Consider the following 18,050-nt stretch of genomic DNA (forward strand, 5'->3'; position numbering starts at 1 on the left):
AAAGGGGGTTGACGGGTGGTCACCCGTGAAGGACCCCTGCATACCGTGTGCCCCGCCCCGGCCCGCGACCGGGGGCTACTTGAGCGCCGCCCTCATCATCCGCTCCGCGATCGGCGCCGCCAGCCCGTTGCCGCTGACCTCCGAGCGCGCCGCGCCCGAGTCCTCGACGATCACCGCGACCGCCACCTCCTTGCCCGTCGCTCCCTCCTGGCCCGCGGCCTTGGCGTACGACGTGAACCAGGCGTACGGCGTCTTGCTGTTGTTCTCGCCGTGCTGGGCCGTGCCCGTCTTGCCGCCCACCTCGGCGCCGTCGATCCGCGCGTTGCTGCCCGTGCCGTCCTCCACGACCGTGACCATGGCGCTGCGCAGCTGCTCCGCCGTGGCGGAGGACACGATCCGCTCGGAGTCGGCGTCCTCGTAGCTCTGCAGAGTGTCGCCGTCCGCGTCGACCACGTTCGAGACCATATGGGGCGACACCAGCAGACCGTCGTTGGCCAGGGTGGCGGACACCATCGCCATCTGCAGCGGAGTCGCCGTCACATCGAACTGGCCGATACCGGTCAGCGCGGTCTGCGCGCTGTCCATGTCCGACGGATACACGCTCTTCGTGGCGCGCACCGGTACGTCCTGCTCGCTGTCGTTGAAGCCGAACTTCTCCGCCATCGCCCGGACCTTGTCCTGCCCGAGGTCGGCGGCCATCTTCCCGAAGACGTTGTTGCAGGAGTACTGCAGCGCCGTGCGGATCGTCGCGTTCTCGCACGGCGCGGACTTGTTCTCGTTCTCCAGCACGGTCCGGGTGTTCGGCAGCGTGTACGGGGACGGGCTGTCCGTCCGCTCGTCCACCGAGGAGTGGAGCCCGTCCTCAAGCGCCGCCGCCGCGACCACCAGCTTGAACGTCGAGCCCGGCGGCAGCGGCTGCCGCAGCGCCCGGTTCAGCATCGGCTGGTCCTTGTCGCCGGTGAGCTCCTGCCAGGCGTCACCGTCCGTCGTGCCGCTGATCGTCGAGGGGTCGTACGACGGCGTGCTCACCAGCCCCAGGATCCGCCCGGTCTTCGGGTCGATCGCGACCGCAGCACCCTTCTTGTCGCCGAGCGCCTCGAAACCGGCCTTCTGCACGGCCGGGTCGATCGTGGTGAGGACGTCACCGGGCTGAGCCTGCTTGTCGGTGAGCACGTCGAGCGGGCTCTTCAGACGGTTGTCGGTGCCGTCGAGCACGTCGCCGTAGATGCCCTCGAGCTGGGTGGCGCCGTAGGCCTGCGAGCTGTAGCCGGTGACGGGTGCGTACAGCTCGCCGTTCGTGTACGTCCGCTTGTACGCGAGATCGCTGCCCTCCGTTCTCTTCGAGCCGGTGACCGGCGACCCGGCCACGACGATGTCGCCGAGCGGCTGCGCGTACTGTGCGACGGTGTTCCGCCGGTTGTGCTTGTCGTCCGCGAGGGCCTCGGCCCGGTACGCCTGCAGCCAGGTGGCCCGCACCAGCAGGGCGAGCACCAGGAGCAGACTGAAGACCGCGGCGCGCCTGATTGTCCTGTTCATCCCACGGAGGGACGAGCGGCCTGGACGGTTCCGTTCCGGTCTGTCGGGTTTCTCAGGAAATCCTCATCCGGGGCCGCGGCCCGGTGCGCCTCCTGCCCGGTGATGAAGCTCCGCCGCCGTACGGCGGCGGAGGGCGGTCACAGCCGCCGCGTCGCCAGCGTGAGCCGGTCCCGGGCGTCGAACAGCGCATCCTTGATCATCTGCTCGTGCGCCGGGGTCAGCCGGGCCACCGGCACCGAGCAGCTGATGGCGTCGCGCGCCGGGGTGCGGTAGGGAATCGCGACGCCGAAGCAGCGCAGGCCCAGCGTGTTCTCCTCGCGGTCCACGGCGTAGCCCTGCTCGCGGATCTGCCGCAGCTCCTCGATGAGCTGCTCCCGGTCCGTGATGGTGTGCTCGGTGAGCGCCGGCAGCGTCTCCGGGAGCATCTTGCGGACCTGCTCGTCGCTGTGGGTGGCGAGCAGCGCCTTGCCGAGCGAGGTCGAGTGGGCGGGCAGCCGGCGGCCGACGCGGGTGAAGGGGCGCAGATAGTGCTGGGACTGGCGGGTGGCGAGGTAGACGACGTTCGTGCCGTCGAGGCGCGCCAGGTGGATCGTCTCGGTGGTGTCGTCCGACAGCCGGTCCAGGGTGGGCCGGGCGGCCGCGACGACCTCGTCGCCGTCGATGTACGACGTGCCGACGAGCAGGGCGCGTACGCCGATGCCGTACCGCGTGCCCGTGGCGTCGGTCTCGACCCAGCCCAGCTCCACGAGGGTGCGCAGCAGCATGTAGAGGCTGGACTTGGGATAGCCGACGGCCTCCTGGACGGCGGCGAGTGAGTGCATACCGGGACGACCCGCGAAGTATTCGAGCAATTCCACGGTCCGCACCGCGGACTTGACCTGTGCCCCACCCTGCTCGACAGCTGCCATGGCCCTTCGTCCTCCTTGACCGTGCGGAACGCCCGGAAATAGAGTCCCCGTACATTCAGTATCAGGAACTCCGTTCAGAATACCGAACGATCCCGGGAAGGAAGCCGTGGTGGAAGCAGCACCAGTCTGGAGCGTGGACCCCCGAACCGGGAAGCCGCGTGAGCAGGTTGCGGTGGAGGCCACGGCCGAGGAGGTCGACCGTGCGGTACGGGCCGCGGACGCCGCATGCCCCGCGCTCGCCGACCGCACTGTACGGGCCGCCCTCCTGCGCACCGCGGCCGGCCTCCTCGACCAGGCGGGCGAGCACGTCATCGAGGCCGCCGACGCCGAGACCGCACTGGGCCCCGCACGGCTGACCGGTGAACTGGCGAGGACCACCGCCCAGTTGCGGGCGTTCGCCGACGTCGTTGACGAGGGTGCCTTCCTCGACATCCGGATCGACCACGCGGACGCGGACCGCACGCCGCCGTGGCCCGATCTGCGCCGCTGGAAGATCCCCCTCGGGGTCGTGGCCGTCTACTCCGCGAGCAACTTCCCGCTCGCCTTCTCCGTGCCGGGCGGCGACACCGCGAGCGCCCTCGCCGCCGGCTGCCCCGTCGTCGTCAAGGCCCACCCGGACCACCCGGCCACCTCCGAGCTGTGCGCGGCGCTGCTGCGCAGGGCAGCCCGCCAGGTCGGGCTCCCGGAGGACGTCGTGGTCCTGGTGCACGGCTTCGACGCGGGCGTGGAACTCGTACGCCACCCGCTGGTCGCCGCCGCCGGTTTCACCGGCTCCGTACGCGGCGGGCGCGCCCTCTTCGACGCGGCGGCCGCCCGCCCCGCGCCCATCCCGTTCCACGGCGAGCTCGGCTCCCTCAACCCGGTCGTGATCACCGAGGCCGCCGCCGCCGAGCGCGCGGAGGCGATCGGCAGCGGGCTGGCCGGGTCGGTGACCCTGGGCGAGGGCCAGTTCTGCACCAAGCCCGGCTTCGTCCTGGCCCCGGCGGGCGACGCGGGCGACCGGCTGCTCAAGGCCCTCGGTGCCGCCGTGAGCGAGACCGAGCCCGGGATCATGCTCGACCACCGCATGCGCGACGCCTTCGTCGCGGGCGTCGCCGAGCGCACCGCGCTGGACGGCGTCGAGGCGCCCGTCACGCCCGGTGCCGGGGGAGAGCACACCGTGAGCGCGGGCTTCCTGACCGTACCGGCGCAGCGGCTCACCGCCGACGGCCCGCACGACCTCCTGCTGGAGGAGTGCTTCGGGCCGGTCACCGTCGTCGCCCGCTACGCGGCACAGGACGAGATCGCCGGCGTGCTGTCGCGGCTGTCCGGCAATCTCACCGCCACCCTGCACGCCGTCGAGGACGACCCCGAGGCCGCCGGGCTCCTCGCGGCGCTCACCCCCCTAGCGGGCCGCGTCCTCGTCAACGGCTGGCCGACCGGAGTCGCCGTCGCCCCCGCCCAGCACCACGGCGGCCCGTACCCGGCCACCACCTCCACGTCCACATCGGTCGGTGCCACGGCGATCGAGCGCTGGCTGCGGCCGGTCACCTACCAGTCGGCGCCGCCCGCGCTGCTCCCTCCCGAGCTCCGCGACGACAACCCGCTCGGCCTCCCGCGCCGGGTCGACGGGCGCCCGGAGGGTCTGGAAAGCTGACCGGGTGACCGACGAGATCACTCTGCCCGAACTCCCCTTCCCGCTACGTCCGTACGGACCGGACGCCGACTGGTCGTACGAGAACGGCGTGCTCACCGGCTGGGCGGGCGCACGTCAGGACCGCTTCGTCCCGCCCACCGGTGACGCCCTCGACCCGGCCTCCGACGCGCCCCGACTCCTCGGCGCGCCGGAGGGGGACTTCCAGCTGATCGCCCGAGTGAAGGTGGGCTTCGGTGCCGCCTTCGACGCGGGCGCGCTCTATCTCCACGTCGCCGAGCGCGAATGGGCCAAGCTCTGCCTGGAGCAGTCCCCGGACAGGCCGACCGTCTGCACGGTCGTCACCCGGGGGCACTCCGACGACGCCAACTCCTTCGTCGTCGACGGCGACAGCGCCTGGCTGCGGATCAGCCGCACGGGGGCCGCGTTCGCCTTCCACGCATCGCTGGACGGCGAGCAGTGGACCTTCGTCCGCATCTTCACCCTCGGTACGAAGGAGCAGGCCGGGGCGGCGCTCGTCGGCTTCATGGCACAGTCCCCGGTGGGCGAGGGGTGCGTCGTCGGCTTCGACCGGATCGAGTACCGGAAGTCCTGGCCGGAGGGCCTGCGGGACGGCTCCTGATCACGAGCGGCTCATGGTGCCGGCGCCGCGCCGAGCGGCACGACGATGGTGGCCGGATCCGCGTGCCCGCGGAATGGTGAGGCTTCCGCGCGCGTTTGAGGGCGTGAGCGGAGGGACCCTCCGCGCCCTTACGCCGTCCGGACAGGCCGTCCGGACCGACTGGAGAGAGCGGAGACATGCGCGTCGAGATCTGGAGCGACATCGCCTGCCCCTGGTGCTACATCGGCAAGGCCCGCTTCGAGAAGGGCCTCGCGGCCTTCGCCCACCGCGACGCGATCGAGGTGGTGCACCGCTCCTTCGAGCTCGATCCCCACCTCGCCAAGGGCGACACCGCGCCCGTGATCGACATGATCGCGCGCAAGTACCGCCGCACCCTCGACGAGGCCCGCGCCATGGAGGAGCACGTCGCCTCCACCGCCCGCGCCGAGGGTCTTCCGTACCGCACCGAGGGCCGGGACAACGGCAACACCTTCGACATCCACCGCCTCCTGCACCTGGCCAGGGCCCGCGGCCGCCAGGACGAGCTGCTCGACCTCGCCTACCGGGCGAACTTCGGCGACGAGCGGTCCGTCTTCGACCTCGAGGTGCTGGTCGAGCTCGCCGTGGAGGCCGGCCTGGACGCCGACGAGGCCCGCGCGGTCCTCGCGGACGCCGACGCGTACGCCGACGAGGTGCGGGCGGACGAGCGCGAGGCGGCCGAACTCGGTGCCGGCGCCGTGCCGTTCTTCGTCATCGACCGCCGCTACGGGGTCTCCGGCGGACAGCCCGCCGAGGTCTTCACCCAGGCGCTGGAGCAGGCCTGGCAGGGCCGGGCCATCGTCCCGCTCGGCACGGACGCGGATGCCGCGGCGTGCGGCCCCGACGGTGCCTGCGAGGTTCCGCAGGCCGGAGCCCATTCATAAGAAATGCTTGGAGATATTCGGCAGAATCTCGCAATTGACTGATAGTTCGCGAGGTTCCAGGGTGGTCGTATGGACACTCCGGGAGGCGCCGAGTTCGCGCCGAAGTCGACGTATCTGAACACCTCCAGCTGCGGCGTGCTGCCCCGCCGCACGGTCGAGGCGATCAAGAAACTCGCCGAGGAGAACGGCGACGGGCGGCCGGACGGCGCGGGCGACTTCGAGACCATCGAGGCCGCCCGCGCCTCCTTCGCCCGTCTGGCCGGTGTGCCGGCGGAGCGCGTCGCCGTCGGCAGCTCGGTCGCCGTGCATGTCGCGCTGATCGCCGGCTCGCTGCCGCCGGGCGCGGAAGTCCTCTTCCCCGAAGGCGAGTTCAGCTCCGTCATCACTCCCTTCACGGTCCGCGGTGATCTGAAGGTGCGGTACGTGCCGCTCGACGCGCTCGCCCGCGCCGTGCGTCCGGGCACCACGCTGATCGGGCTGTCCGCCGTCCAGTCGGCCGACGGCCGCATCGCGGATCTGGCGGCGGTCCGGGCCGCGGCGGCGGCGCACGGCGCCCGCGTCCTCCTCGACGCCAGCCAGTCGGCGGGCTGGCTCCCGCTGGACGCGGGAGCGTACGACTACACCGTGACCGGCGCTTTCAAGTACCTGCTCTGCCCGCGCGGCACGTCATTCCTCACCGTCACCGAGGAGGCGCAGGAATCGCTGGCTCCGGCGCATGCGGGCTGGTTCGCGGCAGCGGACCGCTGGGGGAGCACCTACGGGCCGGTCGAGGAGTTCGCCACGTCCGCGCGGCGCTACGACGAGCCGCCGTCCTTCCTCGCGTACCACGGGGCCGAGCAGTCCCTGGCCCTGCTGGAGGAGATCGGCGTCGAGGCGATCCACGCCCACAACACGGCCCTCGCGGCCCGCTTCAGGTCGGGACTGACGGAGCTCGGCCACGCCCCCGTTCCCGGGGACTCCGGCATCGTCGCCATTCCCGGTCTCGGCGGCCGGCAGCCGGAACTGGCGCGTGCCGGGATCGTGGTCTCGGCCCGCGCGGGCAATCTGCGGGCCTCGTTCCACCTCTACAACGACGAGGCGGACGTCGACAGGGCGCTCTACGCGCTCTCGGGCTGAGCCCCCCGCGCCGGGGGCCGCCCGGGGCAGGCCGTCATCTCCGCGCAGAGGTTCCGCTCGACCTTGGTCAGGAGCCGGGCCAGCTCGGCGCGCTCGGCCGGGTCGAGCCCGGCGAGCGTGTGCTCCTCCAGCGCGCTCCAGGCGCTGCTCACCTCGGTGAGCAGCGCGCAGCTGCCCTCCGTCGCCTCGACGAGGACGGCTCGCCGGTCCGCCGGGTCGGGGCAGCGCCGGACGTGCCCGGACTGCTCGAGGCGCTGGAGCATCTTGGTGACGGTCGACGGGTCGAGCTCACAGGTCTTGATCAGCTCCGACTGCCGGACCGGCCCGGCCTCCCAGAGGTACATCATCACCAACTCCTGGCCCGGGTAGAGCCCCGCCTGCTTGAGCAGCCTCGCCGCCGCGGTGCGGTGGAGCCTGGCGACCCGGGAGACGGCATGGCTGACCGGGCCGCCCCGGGTCGCGGCAGGCAGGCGGTCGTCGGTACAGACGGGATCGGCCTCGGGTCTCATGGGGCCTCCTCGGGAATCCTCCGGCGGGTTCGCGGACAACTCCGACGCTCCCACATCTCCGTGAAGCGAGATTACCTTGGCCGGCCAAGGAATGAGTTAGAGTGGCCCCGCGCTTTACTTGGCCGACCAATCTTATGTGTTCCAGGAGCCTTCATGACCATCGCCTTCGACCCGATCGACCTGTCCGGCACGCGGCTCGCCAACCGCATCGCCATGGCGCCCATGACCCGCAGCCGCGCCTTCGGCCCGGGCCTGACCCCGACCGACTCCACCGTGGAGTACTACGCCCAGCGCGCCTCGGCCGGCCTGATCGTCACCGAGGGCATCCAGCCCTCGGTGATCGGCCAGGGCTACCCCGACACCCCGGGCCTGCACAGCGCCGAGCAGGTCGCCGCCTGGCGCAGGGTCACCGATGCCGTGCACGCCAACGGCGGCAGGATCTTCGCCCAGATCATGCACGCCGGCCGGATCGGCCACCCGGTGCTCTGGCCGGACCAGGAACTGCTCAGCGTCGCGCCGTCCGCTGTGGCCGCCCAGGGTCAGCTGTACACCCATGAAGGTCCCAAGGACTTCCTCACGCCGCGCGAGCTGACCGGCGCCGAGGTGCGCGCCACCGTCGGCGACTTCGTCTCGGCCGCCCGGAACGCCATCGAGGCCGGTTTCGACGGCGTCGAGCTGCACGGCGCCAACGGCTACCTCATCCACCAGTTCCTCACCGCCGGCACCAACCGGCGCACCGACGAGTGGGGCGGCCCCGTCGAGAACCGCATCCGCTTCGCCGCCGAGGTCACCAAGGCCGTCGCGGCGGAGATCGGCGCCTCCCGCACAGGTCTGCGCCTCTCGCCCGGGAACCAGTACAACGACATGGCCGAGACCGACACCGAGACCACGTACCTGGCGCTGGTCAAGGAGCTGGAGCCGCTGGGCCTGGGCTATCTGCACATCACCGAGAACGCCCCCGGCCTCCGGGACGTGACGCTGGCGCTGCGCAAGCAGTTCAGCGGCACGTTCGTGCTCAACCCGTCGACCGAGGGCTTCACCGACCACGGCGCGCTGCCGCTGATCGAGGACGGCACGGCGGACATCCTCGCCTTCGGCGCGCTGTTCCTGGCCAACCCCGACCTGCCCGCCCGGCTGAAGACCGCGGGCCCGTACAACGCCCCGGACACCGCGACCTTCTTCGGCGGCGACGACAAGGGGTACACCGACTACCCGACGCTCGCCGGCTGACGCACCGGAAGCGGACGAACAGGGGCCGGCCGCGCACCCCGCGACCGGCCCCTGGCTCTCGTCACCGCACCGGCGTGAAGTCCCGCGCTCCGGTGGTGTGTTTTCCGGGGGACGACTCCCGGGTCCCCGGCAGGAGTCGGGTCACCGTACCGGCGTGAAGTCCCGCGCCCCGATGAACGACGGCCGCGGAACCGGCGCGGCGAACGGTTCCTGCGCCGCGTTCTCCACGCTGTTGAAGACGATGAAGACGTTGCTGCGCGGGTACGGCGTGATGTTGTCCCCGGAGCCGTGCATCGCGTTGCAGTCGAACCAGGTCGCGGACCCGGCCTTGCCCGTGAAGAGCCGGATGCCGTGCCGGTCCGCGAGCGCGGTCAGCGCCTCGTCCGAGGGCGTACCGGCGTCCTGCATCTGCAGCGACTTCTTGTAGTTGTCCTCGGGCGTCTCACCCGCGCATCCCAGGAACGTCCGGTGCGACCCGGGCATGATCATCAGCCCGCCGTTGGTGTCGAGGTTCTCCGTCAGCGCGATGGACACCGACACCGTCCGCATCCGCGGCAGCCCGTCCTCCGCGTGCCAGGTCTCGAAGTCCGAGTGCCAGTAGAAGCCCGAGGCGCCGAAGCCCGGCTTGACGTTGATCCGTGACTGGTGGACGTACACGTCCGAGCCGAGGATCTGGCGCGCCCGGCCCACGACCCGCTCGTCGCGCACCAGAGCCTCGAAGACCTCGCTGATCCGGTGCACCTCGAACACCGAGCGCACGTCCTGGGACTTCGGCTCGACGATCGAGCGCTCGTCGGCCCGGATCAAGGGGTCGTTGACGAGCCGGTCGAGCTCGGCGCGGTAGACCTCCACCTCGGCCGGGGTGATCAGCTCCTCCACGGCCAGGAAGCCGTCGCGCTCGTACGACTGGAGCGCGGACGGGGCGAGCGGGCCCGGCGCCCCGGGCGGGGACCACACCACCGGGTCCTGGCGGGGGACGGTCACCTCCGCGGCGCCGCGGGTCGGGTAGAGATCGGTGAGTGCGGTGGTCATGATCAGCCCTCCTCGGCCTCGGTCAGGAGCGGGTAGACGCCGTTCTCGTCGTGGTCCTCCCGCCCGGTGACCGGCGGGTTGAAGACGCACACACAGCGGAAATCGGTCTTCGGGCGCAGGGTGTGACGCTCATGGCCGTCCAGCAGATACATCGTGCCGGGCTCGATCCGGTGCGCCTCGCCGGTCTCGTCGTTCGTCAGCTCGGCCTCGCCCTCCACGCAGAGCACGGCCTCGATGTGGTTCGCGTACCACATCGACGTCTCCGTACCCGCGTACAGCACGGTCTCGTGCAGGGAGAATCCGGCCCTCTCCTTGGCGAGCACGATGCGCTTGCTCTCCCAGGTGCCCGACGTCGACCTGACGTGCCGGTCGGTGTTCTCGATGTCCTTGAACGATCGGACGATCACGGTGGTGCGCTTCCTTTCGTACGTACGGGATGGGTCAGGCGGTCTCGCGGACGGCGCGGGCGAGCGTACGCAGCCCCTCGTCCAGCTCGTCGGGCGTCACGGTGAGCGGCGGCAGCAGCTTCACGACCTCGCTCTGCGGGCCCGACGTCTCCAGCAGCAGACCGAGCTCGAAGGCGCGGGCGCAGACGGCGGCCGCCCGGTGCCTGTCGGTGAACTCCAGGCCCCAGACCAGGCCCCGGCCCCGGAAATGGGCCCCGTGCGCGGAGTTCTCGTCGGCGATCGCGAGCAGCGCCTGCTCGACCTGCTCGCCGCGGGTGAGGGTCTGCTTCTCCATCTGGCCGTCGGACCAGTACGCGTCCAGCGCGGCGGCCGCGGTGACGAAAGCCGGGTTGTTGCCGCGGAACGTGCCGTTGTGCTCGCCCGGCTCCCAGATGTCGAGCTCCGGGGCGAACAGGCAGAGGGACATGGGAAGTCCGTAGCCGCTGATGGACTTCGACAGGGTGACGATGTCCGGGGTGATGCCCGCCTCCTCGAACGAGAAGAACGCGCCGGTGCGGCCGCAGCCCATCTGGATGTCGTCGACGATGAGCAGCATGTCCTGGCGGTGGCACAGGTCGGCCAGCCCCCGCAGCCATTCCGCGCGGGCCACGTTGATGCCTCCCTCGCCCTGCACGGTCTCGACGATGACCGCGGCGGGCTTGTTGAGGCCGGAGCCCTGGTCGTCGAGCAGCCGCTCGAACCAGAGGAAGTCCTGGACCTGCCCGTCGAGGTAGTTGTCGAACGGCATCGGCGTGCCGTGCACCAGGGGGATGCCGGCTCCGGCCCGCTTGAAGGCGTTGCCGGTGACGGCGAGCGAGCCCAGCGACATGCCGTGGAAGGCGTTGGTGAAGGACACGATCGACTCGCGGCCCTTCACCTTGCGGGCCAGCTTCAGCGCCGCCTCGACGGCGTTGGTGCCGGTCGGGCCGGGGAACATCACCTTGTACGGCAGATCGCGCGGCCGCAGGACGATGTTCTGGAAGGACTCCAGGAAGGCGCGCTTCGCGGTCGTCGCCATGTCCAGGCCGTGCGTGATGCCGTCGCGCTCCAGGTAGTCCAGCAGCGCGCGTTTGAGCACCGGGTTGTTGTGGCCGTAGTTGAGCGATCCCGCGCCGGCGAAGAAGTCGAGATAGGTGTGGCCGTCCTCGTCGGTCAGGCGGGCGCCCTGCGCGCGGTCGAACACGGCGGGCCACCCACGGCAGTAGCTGCGCACCTCCGACTCCAGGGTCTCGAAGACGCCATGAATTCCAGCTGCGGGGCCGTAGGTCGCTCCGCTGAGGGTGGTGGCGGGAGACGGGCGGGAGGGCGGGGTGATGGTCACAGCGGTCTCTCCTGTTGTGGGGGTCAGACGGTGACGGTGAGCGGGGTGATCGGGCCGATGCGGTACAGCACTTCGGGCTGATGGGCCCCGTCGGGGAACAGCCCGCCGTCGAAGAGGACTTCGCGCTCCAGGGATGCGCCGCGACGGGAGGCGTACGACGTGAACAGCCGGTCGGAGGCGGTGTTGTCCGGGGTGACGGTGGTCTCGACCGCGCGGACGCCGCGCTCGGAGGTGACGCGGTGGGTCAGCGCGTCGAGGAGCGTCCCGGCCAGTCCTCGGCCGCGGTGCGCCGCGTCGACGGCGACCTGCCAGACGACCAGCGTCTGCGGGCGCTCCGGCCTGATGTAGCCGGTGACGAACGCGACCGGTTCACCGTCCGTGCCGCGGGCCACCACGGAGGTCGCGGCGAAGTCGCGGCACCACAGCAAATAGCTGTACGAGGAGTTGAGGTCCAGGACCTCGGAGTCGCGGGCGATTCGCCAGATTGCGGCTCCGTCCTCCACGCGTGGGCTGTCGATGCTCAGTGCGGTGGTCATGCGGATTGAATTTACCGAGCGAAATCGGAAATTGCATGGAGCGACGGGGTTGGGCGGGAGGCGGCCATGTGTTATCGCGCGGGCGCGCGCAGCGCGCGAGGTCGTGGCGAACTCTCCCTGTTTGACCGGGAGTTACTGGGTCAAAGAGATCCCTCGTGTGGGGTCTGTCACATGCTGGAAACGCCGGTGGAATCCGTCCGGAATGGGCAGTCCGTCCTGTCGAAACTTTTGCGTTTAGGGTCGGGGAAACCGGGCAGAAGAATGCGGGGAGCTGCTCTCGATAAATCAGCTCCCCGCATTCTGTTATTCATGCGCTATTTATTTTTCGATGAGTTTCCCGACATTACTTCCGCGACGCGTGGGCCGTGGTCCTCCAAGCCTCGGCCGCGGCGCGCCGGGCGCCCTCCGGGTCCACCTCGCGGCCGTACCCGCGCAGCGCCGCGCCGAGGGTCGCCAGCGAGGACTCGACGGCTGCCGGTGCCGCGTCCACGCCGTAGTGGTTCACCCGGATCATCTCCGCGGACAGCGCCCCTCCGCCCGCGATCAGCGGCAGTGACGGGTCGGCGGCCAGCGCCTTCGCCACCAGGTCGGAGGCGTCGACCCCGGCCGGGGCACGCAGCGTGGTCGCCACGGGCGCCGCGTACCGCGCCTCGTGGACGTACGGGGTCAGCCCGCCGCCCAGCGCGATCGCACCGGCGCGCGTCGCCGCCGCAGCTGCGGCGTGCCGGGCCGTCAGCGCGTCCAGGCCCTCCGCCTCGATCCGCTCCAGACACGCCTCCAGCGCCAGCATCTCCAGCTGCGCCGGCGCGTGCAGCAGCGCCCTGCGGCCGCCGTCGATCCAGCGCTCCTTCCAGTCGAGGAGCGAGAGGTACGAGCGGCGGGGCGCGGCCGGGTTCGCCGCGAACCGCTCCCAGGCGCGCTCGCTCACCGAGACGGCCGACACCCCGGCCGGTCCTCCCATGGCCTTCTGCGCGCCGATCACGCACAGGTCCACGCCCCACTCATCCGGCAACAGCGGCTCGGCGCCCACCGAGGCGACGGCGTCCAGCATGAACAGGGCGCCGTGGGCCCGTACGACCTCGCCGATCTCCGCGACCGGGTTGGTGTTGCCGGTGGCCGCCTCCGCGTGGACGAGTGACACGAAGTCGATCTCCGGGTGCTGCTCCAGGGCCCGGGCGATCTGCTCGGCGGTCACGGCGGTGTGGAAGGGGACCTCCAGGTCGACGACGGCCGCCCCGCAGTCCCGCAGCCAGTTCCCGAAGGTCTGGCCGTACGGCCCCGTCACCACGTTCAGCGCGGCCGAACCGGGCCGGGCGCCGCTGCGGATGCAGCCCTCCAGCGGGAGTAGCGCCTCGCCCTGTGTGATCACGACGTCCTGCCCGGTGGAGAGCAGGGCGGCCACGCGCCGCTCGATCCCCGCGAAGTGCGAGGCGGTCAGCGGGGCCAGGTTCAGAAACGGGTGCGTCACGGCGGTGCTCTCTTCGAAGCGGAGGTTCAAACGGGGTTCTCGGCTGCCCTCGGTCGAGGGTAGAGCAGGCTCGTAGAGTGCTGGTCATGAGCGATCGCGTGGTGCTGCATGTCAAGGGCCGGGTGCTGGTCGGGCCCGAGGAGGTCCGGGACGAGCTGTGGGTGGTCGGCGGCCGGATCACGTACCGGCGCCCGGCGGACACCCGTGAGGTGCGGACCGCCGAGGGCTGGGCCCTGCCGGGACTCGTCGACGCCCACTGCCATGTCGGGCTCGACCAGCACGGCGCGGTGGACGAGGCGACCAGCGAGAAGCAGGCGCTGACCGACCGGGACGCGGGCACGCTCCTCGTCCGGGACGCCGGCTCGCCCTCCGACACCCGCTGGATCGACGACCGCGAGGACCTGCCGAAGATCATCAGGGCCGGCCGGCACATCGCCCGCACCCGCCGCTACATCCGCAACTACGCCCACGAGATCGAGCCCGACGACCTCGTCGCGTACGTGGCCGAGGAGGCGGTGCGCGGCGACGGCTGGGTCAAGCTCGTCGGCGACTGGCTCGACCGGGAGTCGGGCGATCTGGGCGCCTGCTGGCCGCGCGGCGCGGTCGAGGCGGCCATCGCCGAGGCGCACCGGCTGGGCGCGCGCGTCACCGCGCACTGCTTCGCCGAGGACTCCCTGCGGGATCTCGTCGAGGCGGGCATCGACTGCATCGAGCACGCGACCGGACTGACGGACGAGACCATCCCGCTCTTCGCCGAGCGGAGCGTCGCAATCGTCCCGACCCTCGTCAACATCGCGACGTTCCCGCAGCTCGCGGTGGGCGGCGAGAAGAAGTTCCCGCGCTGGTCGGACCATATGCGGCGACTGTACGAGCGCCGCTACGACACCGTGCGCTCGGCGTACGACGCGGGCATTCCCGTCTACGTCGGCACCGACGCGGGCGGCTCCCTGCCGCACGGGCTCGTCGCGGCCGAGGTCGCCGAGCTGGTGAAGGCCGGCATCCCGGCGGTGGAGGCGCTCTCGGCGACGACCTGGGGTGCCCGCAGCTGGCTGGGCAGGCCGGGGCTCGAGGAGGGCGCGGCGGCGGACCTCGTCGTGTACGAGGCGGATCCGCGGGCGGACGTACGGGTGCTGGGGGCACCGCGGAGGGTGATCCTGCGAGGGCGCGTCCTCGGTTGACGGGAGCGTGTCGGCGGTTGACAGGAGCGCGTCGGCCGGACGCCGGGCTCGTTGGCATACCCGGCGTGCGCCCCGCACGTCCGCCTCAGGGGCGAATCACGGGAACGTCCGTGCCGACTTAATCGAATACGGGCACGGAAACGCCACTTTGGAGTGAACTCACTACAGGTATCTGCCAGTTCACTCTCAGTGCGTAAAGATTCCGGTGTTCTCAGTCGCTGCCGTCGCGCACGAGTCCCCGTGGCGGGCGGGCCTGGCGACGTCATGTCTCCTGTGGGGGTTCCACCACCTTGAACAGCAACACCTTCAGCATGCCCGTACGCCGCTCCGCAGCCGCGGCGGCCGCCGTCGCGCTCGCCGCCGGGCCGCTGGCGCTCGCCGCCGCCCCCGCCGCCCACGCGACGGGCGGCGGCAACGGACGGGCGAGCGCGGTCGTGCTCCGTACCGGCCTCGACGTCTCCCTGCTGAACAAGACCGTCAACGTGCCGCTGAAAGCTTCCCTCAACGAGGTGCAGGCCCCCGCGAGCGCGGAGAAGACCGCGCTCACCGTCCAGTTGGAGGGCGTCGACCAGGGACGGCCGTTCAGCGTGCTGCGTGCGGACGTGGCGAGCGCGAAGGCGACCGCCGACAGGGACAAGGCCGAGGGGTCCACGACCCTCGCCCATGCGAAGGTGCACGTTCCCGGACTGCCGCTGCTCTCCCTGATCGAGGTCGAGAAGGTCACCGCCAGCGCGGTCTGCGAGGCGGGCGAGAAGCCCGTGGCCCAGGCGAACCTGCTCGGCACGGTCCGGGTGCTGGGGAAGAGGGTCACGCTGACGACGGGCGGAACGACGCGGGTCGCGCTGCCCGGCATCGGCGATGTCACGCTCGACCTCTCCCGTACGGAGACCACGTCGCGTACGGCCGCGGCGACCGCGCTCGAACTGAAGGTGTCCGTCAACCCGCTGAAGCTGAACGTCGCGGAGGTGGAGGGGGTCGTGACGCTGGCGGAGGCGACGTGCGAGGCGCCGGCGCCGGCCGGTGCCGCGGATGTGAAGCCGCAGACGGGGGTTGAGCCGGCGGAACCGGCTGCGGCGGAGTCGGAGGCGGCGTCCTCCGACTCCGGGGACAACCTCGCGGCGACCGGCGGCAGCGCGACGACCCCGTACATCGCGGCCGGCGCGTTCGCCCTCCTGGCCGCGGGCGCGGGGGCGGTTGTGCTGGCCCGACGCCGGGCCCGGGACTAGCGTCCTCGGGCCGGGTGCGGGTGCGGGTGCGGGTGCGGGTGCGGGGTGCCTCCGGCGGCGTGCGGGGTGCCTCCGGCGGGGTTCGGTGTGCCCGGTGCCGTGAGGGGCGTCCGATGTGTCCGTCCTCAAGTGCCCCCTACACCCTGCGGTGTGGGGGGACCCCAGACGGGCTTGGTGCGGCTGCTGTCGGTGGGTGGGGGTCGGGGCCCCTCCGGGCTCGCCTCCTCGGAGTCGGTTGGGTACGGCGTGATCCGGTGCAAGCTGCCGACTCGTGCGGGGGCGACCCTGCACGGCCCCGCCCCGGTTGTCCCCCGACTGCGGCCCGGTGGGTGGTACGAACCCATCGGGGTCAGTCAAGCGTGAGGTGTGGCGCGCGCCGTACCGGACGGCCACCGTCACGGCACCGGCACCACCGCACGCCGCACCGCCGGGCGCACCCCGTACCGCCCGACGCGCCTCGAGCGTCAGGTACCGCCCACCGCCGTCAGCGCCTGGTCCAGGGCCTGGAGGAAGCGGTTCGTCGTCGTACGGTCGCGGACCGCCACGCGGATCCAGTGGCGGTCCAGACCAGGGAACGTGTCGCCTCGCCGCGCCGCGAAGCCCAGACCGCGCAGGCGTTCCCGCACCTCGTCCGCACGCGCCATGCGGAGCAGCACGAACGGCGCCTCCGCCCCTGCCACCGCCCGCACTTCGTCGAACTCCGCCAGCCCGGCCATGAGATGCGCCCGGTCCTTGGCGACGACTTCGGCCGCCTCGGCGGCCTCCGTCAGCGCCCGGGGAGACATGCACGCCTCGGCCGCCACCAGCGCCGGAGTCGACACCGGCCACAGCGGCTGAGCCCGTTCCAGCGCGGCGATCGTCTCCGGCGGGGCGAGTGCGTACCCGATCCGCAGACCCGCGAGGCCCCAGGTCTTCGTGAGGCTGCGCAGCACCACGAGCCCGGGGACGTCGCTCCGCGACGCGAGTTCCTCCGGCTCGCCCGGCACCGCGTCCATGAACGCCTCGTCGACCACCACGATCCGACCGGGCCGGGCCAGCCCGGCGATCGCCGAGGCCGCGTGGAGGACCGACGTCGGGTTCGTCGGGTTGCCGATCACGACGAGGTCCGCCGAATCGGGCACGGCCCCCGGGTCCAGCCGGAAGCCGTCCTCCGCACGCAGCAGAACCCGCTCCACCGTGTGCCCCGCGTCCCGCAGGGCCGCCTCGGGCTCGGTGAACTGCGGGTGCACGACCACCGGCCTGCGCACCCGCAGGGCCCGCGCGAGCAGCACGAACGCCTCCGCCGCTCCTGCCGTCAGCAGCACCCGCTCCACCGGCAGCCCGTGCCGCGCCGCGACCGCCTCCCGCGCCGCGCGCCCGTCCGGATAGGCGGCGAGCGACAGCAGCGAATCGGCGATGTGCTCGCGCAACCACGCCGGGGGAGTGCCGGTCCGGACGTTGACCGCGAGATCGGTCAGCCGTCCGTCCCGTACCTCCGCGTCGCCGTGGTGGTGCAGGTCGTGGCTGTCAGTGTGCGCCGGCATGAGCGTCCTGCCGGTGTACGGACGGAGGCCGGTGCTCGGGGAGCACGGGAGCGGACACGGCCTCCCGGAAGCGCTCCACGACCAGGTCGGCCAACTCCCCGACGGCGCCGATCACTTCCGCGAACCGTACGTCCGTCTCCGGATGCGCCGCGGCCCAGCCCTCCGTGTGGAGCCGCGCCCGCTCCACCGGACCGCCGTCGAACAGGACGTAGGGCAGGACGACGATCCGCCGCGCCCCGAGCCGTACGCAGCGGTCGAGCCCGGCCGGCACGTCGGGCGCGGCCGACGACACGAACGCCGTCTCGACCCCCGCGTACCCCCGCCCCTCCCAGAGCAGCCGCGCCGCCCGATGCACCTCGGCGTTGGCCCCGGGTTCGGTCGAGCCGGCGGCCACCAGAAGGACCGTCACCTCGGCACGGTCCCGCGGCGAACGGCCCGCCGGGCCCGCGCCCAGTGCCTCGTCCAGCCGCTGCTCCAGCACGGCGAGCAGCGCAGGATCCGGGCCGAGCGCCCGGGCTCGGGTGAGGGACAGCTCCGGGTGCACCTCGCCCACGCCCGCGAGCGCGTCGGCGATACCGTCCGTCGTACGCGCCTCGGGCACGAGCGCCAGCGAGACCGCGGCGATCCGGTTCGCGCCCGCCGTGACGAGCTCGTCCACGGCCTCGGCGACCGGCCACCGGTCGGCGCCGACGAGCCCACCCGCGACGGGAATCCCGGGGTGGCGTCGGCCCAGCAGCGCCACGAGGTCCTGGAACGCCACGGCGGCGGCGTCGTGCCGGGCGCCGGGCGCGGCGATGAGCAGTGCGGGCGGGGAAGTCACGCGTTCTCCTCGGAGACGGGGCTGTGGTGCCGGTGCTACGGGTG

At 72.0% G+C, this 18,050-nt stretch carries 17 protein-coding genes; 7 read left to right on the forward strand and 10 right to left on the reverse strand.

Translation table 11 applies throughout. The annotated features are described in order from the left end of the window. Positions 1-75: 75 nt before the first annotated feature. Both ACWCP0_RS06055 and ACWCP0_RS06060 read right to left on the reverse strand, forming a co-directional pair. Positions 76-1,536, reverse strand: a complete 1,461-nt coding sequence (locus ACWCP0_RS06055; RefSeq protein WP_451077653.1) for a peptidoglycan D,D-transpeptidase FtsI family protein — start codon at positions 1,534-1,536, stop codon at positions 76-78. 137 nt (positions 1,537-1,673) lie between these two features. After that, on the reverse strand, positions 1,674-2,444 hold the full coding sequence (locus ACWCP0_RS06060) for an IclR family transcriptional regulator (RefSeq protein ID WP_351225252.1): 771 nt from the start codon (positions 2,442-2,444) through the stop codon (positions 1,674-1,676). A 109-nt stretch (positions 2,445-2,553) separates the two neighbouring features. Here ACWCP0_RS06060 and ACWCP0_RS06065 point away from each other — a divergent pair, with 109 nt between their 5' ends. The 4 genes from ACWCP0_RS06065 (at position 2,554) to ACWCP0_RS06080 (ending at position 6,717) form a co-directional block, all read left to right on the forward strand. Beyond that, on the forward strand, positions 2,554-4,080 hold the full coding sequence (locus ACWCP0_RS06065; RefSeq protein WP_451077654.1) for an aldehyde dehydrogenase (NADP(+)): 1,527 nt from the start codon (positions 2,554-2,556) through the stop codon (positions 4,078-4,080). A 4-nt stretch (positions 4,081-4,084) separates the two neighbouring features. Beyond that, entirely contained in the window at positions 4,085-4,699 is a 615-nt protein-coding gene (locus ACWCP0_RS06070; protein ID WP_451077655.1) for a DUF1349 domain-containing protein, read from the forward strand. A gap of 176 nt (positions 4,700-4,875) precedes the next feature. Continuing rightward, positions 4,876-5,601, forward strand: coding sequence for a DsbA family oxidoreductase (locus ACWCP0_RS06075; RefSeq protein ID WP_451077656.1), 726 nt, complete (start codon positions 4,876-4,878; stop codon positions 5,599-5,601). A gap of 69 nt (positions 5,602-5,670) precedes the next feature. Then, a complete protein-coding gene (locus ACWCP0_RS06080) occupies positions 5,671-6,717 on the forward strand; it encodes an aminotransferase class V-fold PLP-dependent enzyme (protein ID WP_451077657.1) in 1,047 nt (348 codons plus the stop codon). Here ACWCP0_RS06080 and ACWCP0_RS06085 read toward each other — a convergent pair. Then, complete coding sequence (locus tag ACWCP0_RS06085; protein ID WP_451077658.1) at positions 6,699-7,226, reverse strand: MarR family winged helix-turn-helix transcriptional regulator; 528 nt, start codon at positions 7,224-7,226, stop codon at positions 6,699-6,701. The genes ACWCP0_RS06080 and ACWCP0_RS06085 overlap by 19 nt on opposite strands. Before the next feature lie 153 nt (positions 7,227-7,379). Here ACWCP0_RS06085 and ACWCP0_RS06090 point away from each other — a divergent pair, with 153 nt between their 5' ends. After that, positions 7,380-8,456, forward strand: a complete 1,077-nt coding sequence (locus ACWCP0_RS06090; RefSeq protein WP_451077659.1) for an alkene reductase — start codon at positions 7,380-7,382, stop codon at positions 8,454-8,456. Between the two features lie 141 nt (positions 8,457-8,597). Here ACWCP0_RS06090 and thpD read toward each other — a convergent pair whose 3' ends face one another. The 5 genes from thpD to ACWCP0_RS06115 all read right to left on the reverse strand — a co-directional run bounded on the left by thpD (position 8,598) and on the right by ACWCP0_RS06115 (position 13,259). Beyond that, the gene (gene thpD, locus ACWCP0_RS06095) at positions 8,598-9,488 is read right to left on the reverse strand and encodes an ectoine hydroxylase (protein ID WP_451077660.1); all 891 of its coding nucleotides are present in this window, start codon (positions 9,486-9,488) and stop codon (positions 8,598-8,600) included. A gap of 2 nt (positions 9,489-9,490) precedes the next feature. Then, the gene (locus tag ACWCP0_RS06100; protein ID WP_451077661.1) at positions 9,491-9,895 is read right to left on the reverse strand and encodes an ectoine synthase; all 405 of its coding nucleotides are present in this window, start codon (positions 9,893-9,895) and stop codon (positions 9,491-9,493) included. A gap of 34 nt (positions 9,896-9,929) precedes the next feature. Continuing rightward, a complete protein-coding gene (gene ectB / locus ACWCP0_RS06105; RefSeq protein WP_451077751.1) occupies positions 9,930-11,180 on the reverse strand; it encodes a diaminobutyrate--2-oxoglutarate transaminase in 1,251 nt (416 codons plus the stop codon). 98 nt (positions 11,181-11,278) lie between these two features. Further along, positions 11,279-11,791 carry a diaminobutyrate acetyltransferase gene (ectA, locus tag ACWCP0_RS06110; protein ID WP_451077662.1) on the reverse strand — a complete coding sequence of 171 codons (513 nt, stop codon included), beginning with the start codon at positions 11,789-11,791 and terminating at the stop codon, positions 11,279-11,281. A gap of 343 nt (positions 11,792-12,134) precedes the next feature. Next, on the reverse strand, positions 12,135-13,259 hold the full coding sequence (locus tag ACWCP0_RS06115; RefSeq protein WP_451077663.1) for a pyridoxal-phosphate-dependent aminotransferase family protein: 1,125 nt from the start codon (positions 13,257-13,259) through the stop codon (positions 12,135-12,137). An 86-nt stretch (positions 13,260-13,345) separates the two neighbouring features. On the opposite strand from ACWCP0_RS06115, the gene ACWCP0_RS06120 reads away from it, so the two are divergent. Together ACWCP0_RS06120 and ACWCP0_RS06125 are read left to right on the forward strand one after the other, a co-directional pair. Next, positions 13,346-14,437, forward strand: coding sequence for an amidohydrolase family protein (locus ACWCP0_RS06120; protein WP_451077664.1), 1,092 nt, complete (start codon positions 13,346-13,348; stop codon positions 14,435-14,437). Between the two features lie 290 nt (positions 14,438-14,727). Further along, a complete protein-coding gene (locus ACWCP0_RS06125; protein WP_451077665.1) occupies positions 14,728-15,663 on the forward strand; it encodes an SCO1860 family LAETG-anchored protein in 936 nt (311 codons plus the stop codon). A gap of 464 nt (positions 15,664-16,127) precedes the next feature. Here ACWCP0_RS06125 and cobC read toward each other — a convergent pair whose 3' ends face one another. Then, positions 16,128-17,186 (reverse strand): Rv2231c family pyridoxal phosphate-dependent protein CobC, encoded by a 1,059-nt coding sequence (cobC, locus tag ACWCP0_RS06130; RefSeq protein WP_451077666.1) that lies wholly within the window; start codon positions 17,184-17,186, stop codon positions 16,128-16,130. Beyond that, positions 17,170-18,006 carry a sirohydrochlorin chelatase gene (locus tag ACWCP0_RS06135; protein WP_451077667.1) on the reverse strand — a complete coding sequence of 279 codons (837 nt, stop codon included), beginning with the start codon at positions 18,004-18,006 and terminating at the stop codon, positions 17,170-17,172. Before ACWCP0_RS06135 ends, cobC begins: the two co-directional genes overlap by 17 nt. Between the last annotated feature and the right edge of the window lie 44 nt (positions 18,007-18,050).

The organism is Streptomyces sp. NPDC001970 (genome assembly GCF_053594115.1).

Coding starts and splice junctions, on each gene's coding strand:
- ACWCP0_RS06080 (WP_451077657.1), top strand. CDS start 5,671: ATGGACACTCCGGGAGGCGCCGAGTTCGCGCCGAAGTCGACGTATCTG.
- cobC (WP_451077666.1), bottom strand. CDS start 17,186: ATGCCGGCGCACACTGACAGCCACGACCTGCACCACCACGGCGACGCG.
- ACWCP0_RS06060 (WP_351225252.1), bottom strand. CDS start 2,444: ATGGCAGCTGTCGAGCAGGGTGGGGCACAGGTCAAGTCCGCGGTGCGG.
- ACWCP0_RS06090 (WP_451077659.1), top strand. CDS start 7,380: ATGACCATCGCCTTCGACCCGATCGACCTGTCCGGCACGCGGCTCGCC.
- ACWCP0_RS06085 (WP_451077658.1), bottom strand. CDS start 7,226: ATGAGACCCGAGGCCGATCCCGTCTGTACCGACGACCGCCTGCCTGCC.
- ACWCP0_RS06120 (WP_451077664.1), top strand. CDS start 13,346: ATGAGCGATCGCGTGGTGCTGCATGTCAAGGGCCGGGTGCTGGTCGGG.
- ACWCP0_RS06055 (WP_451077653.1), bottom strand. CDS start 1,536: ATGAACAGGACAATCAGGCGCGCCGCGGTCTTCAGTCTGCTCCTGGTG.
- thpD (WP_451077660.1), bottom strand. CDS start 9,488: ATGACCACCGCACTCACCGATCTCTACCCGACCCGCGGCGCCGCGGAG.
- ACWCP0_RS06075 (WP_451077656.1), top strand. CDS start 4,876: ATGCGCGTCGAGATCTGGAGCGACATCGCCTGCCCCTGGTGCTACATC.
- ectA (WP_451077662.1), bottom strand. CDS start 11,791: ATGACCACCGCACTGAGCATCGACAGCCCACGCGTGGAGGACGGAGCC.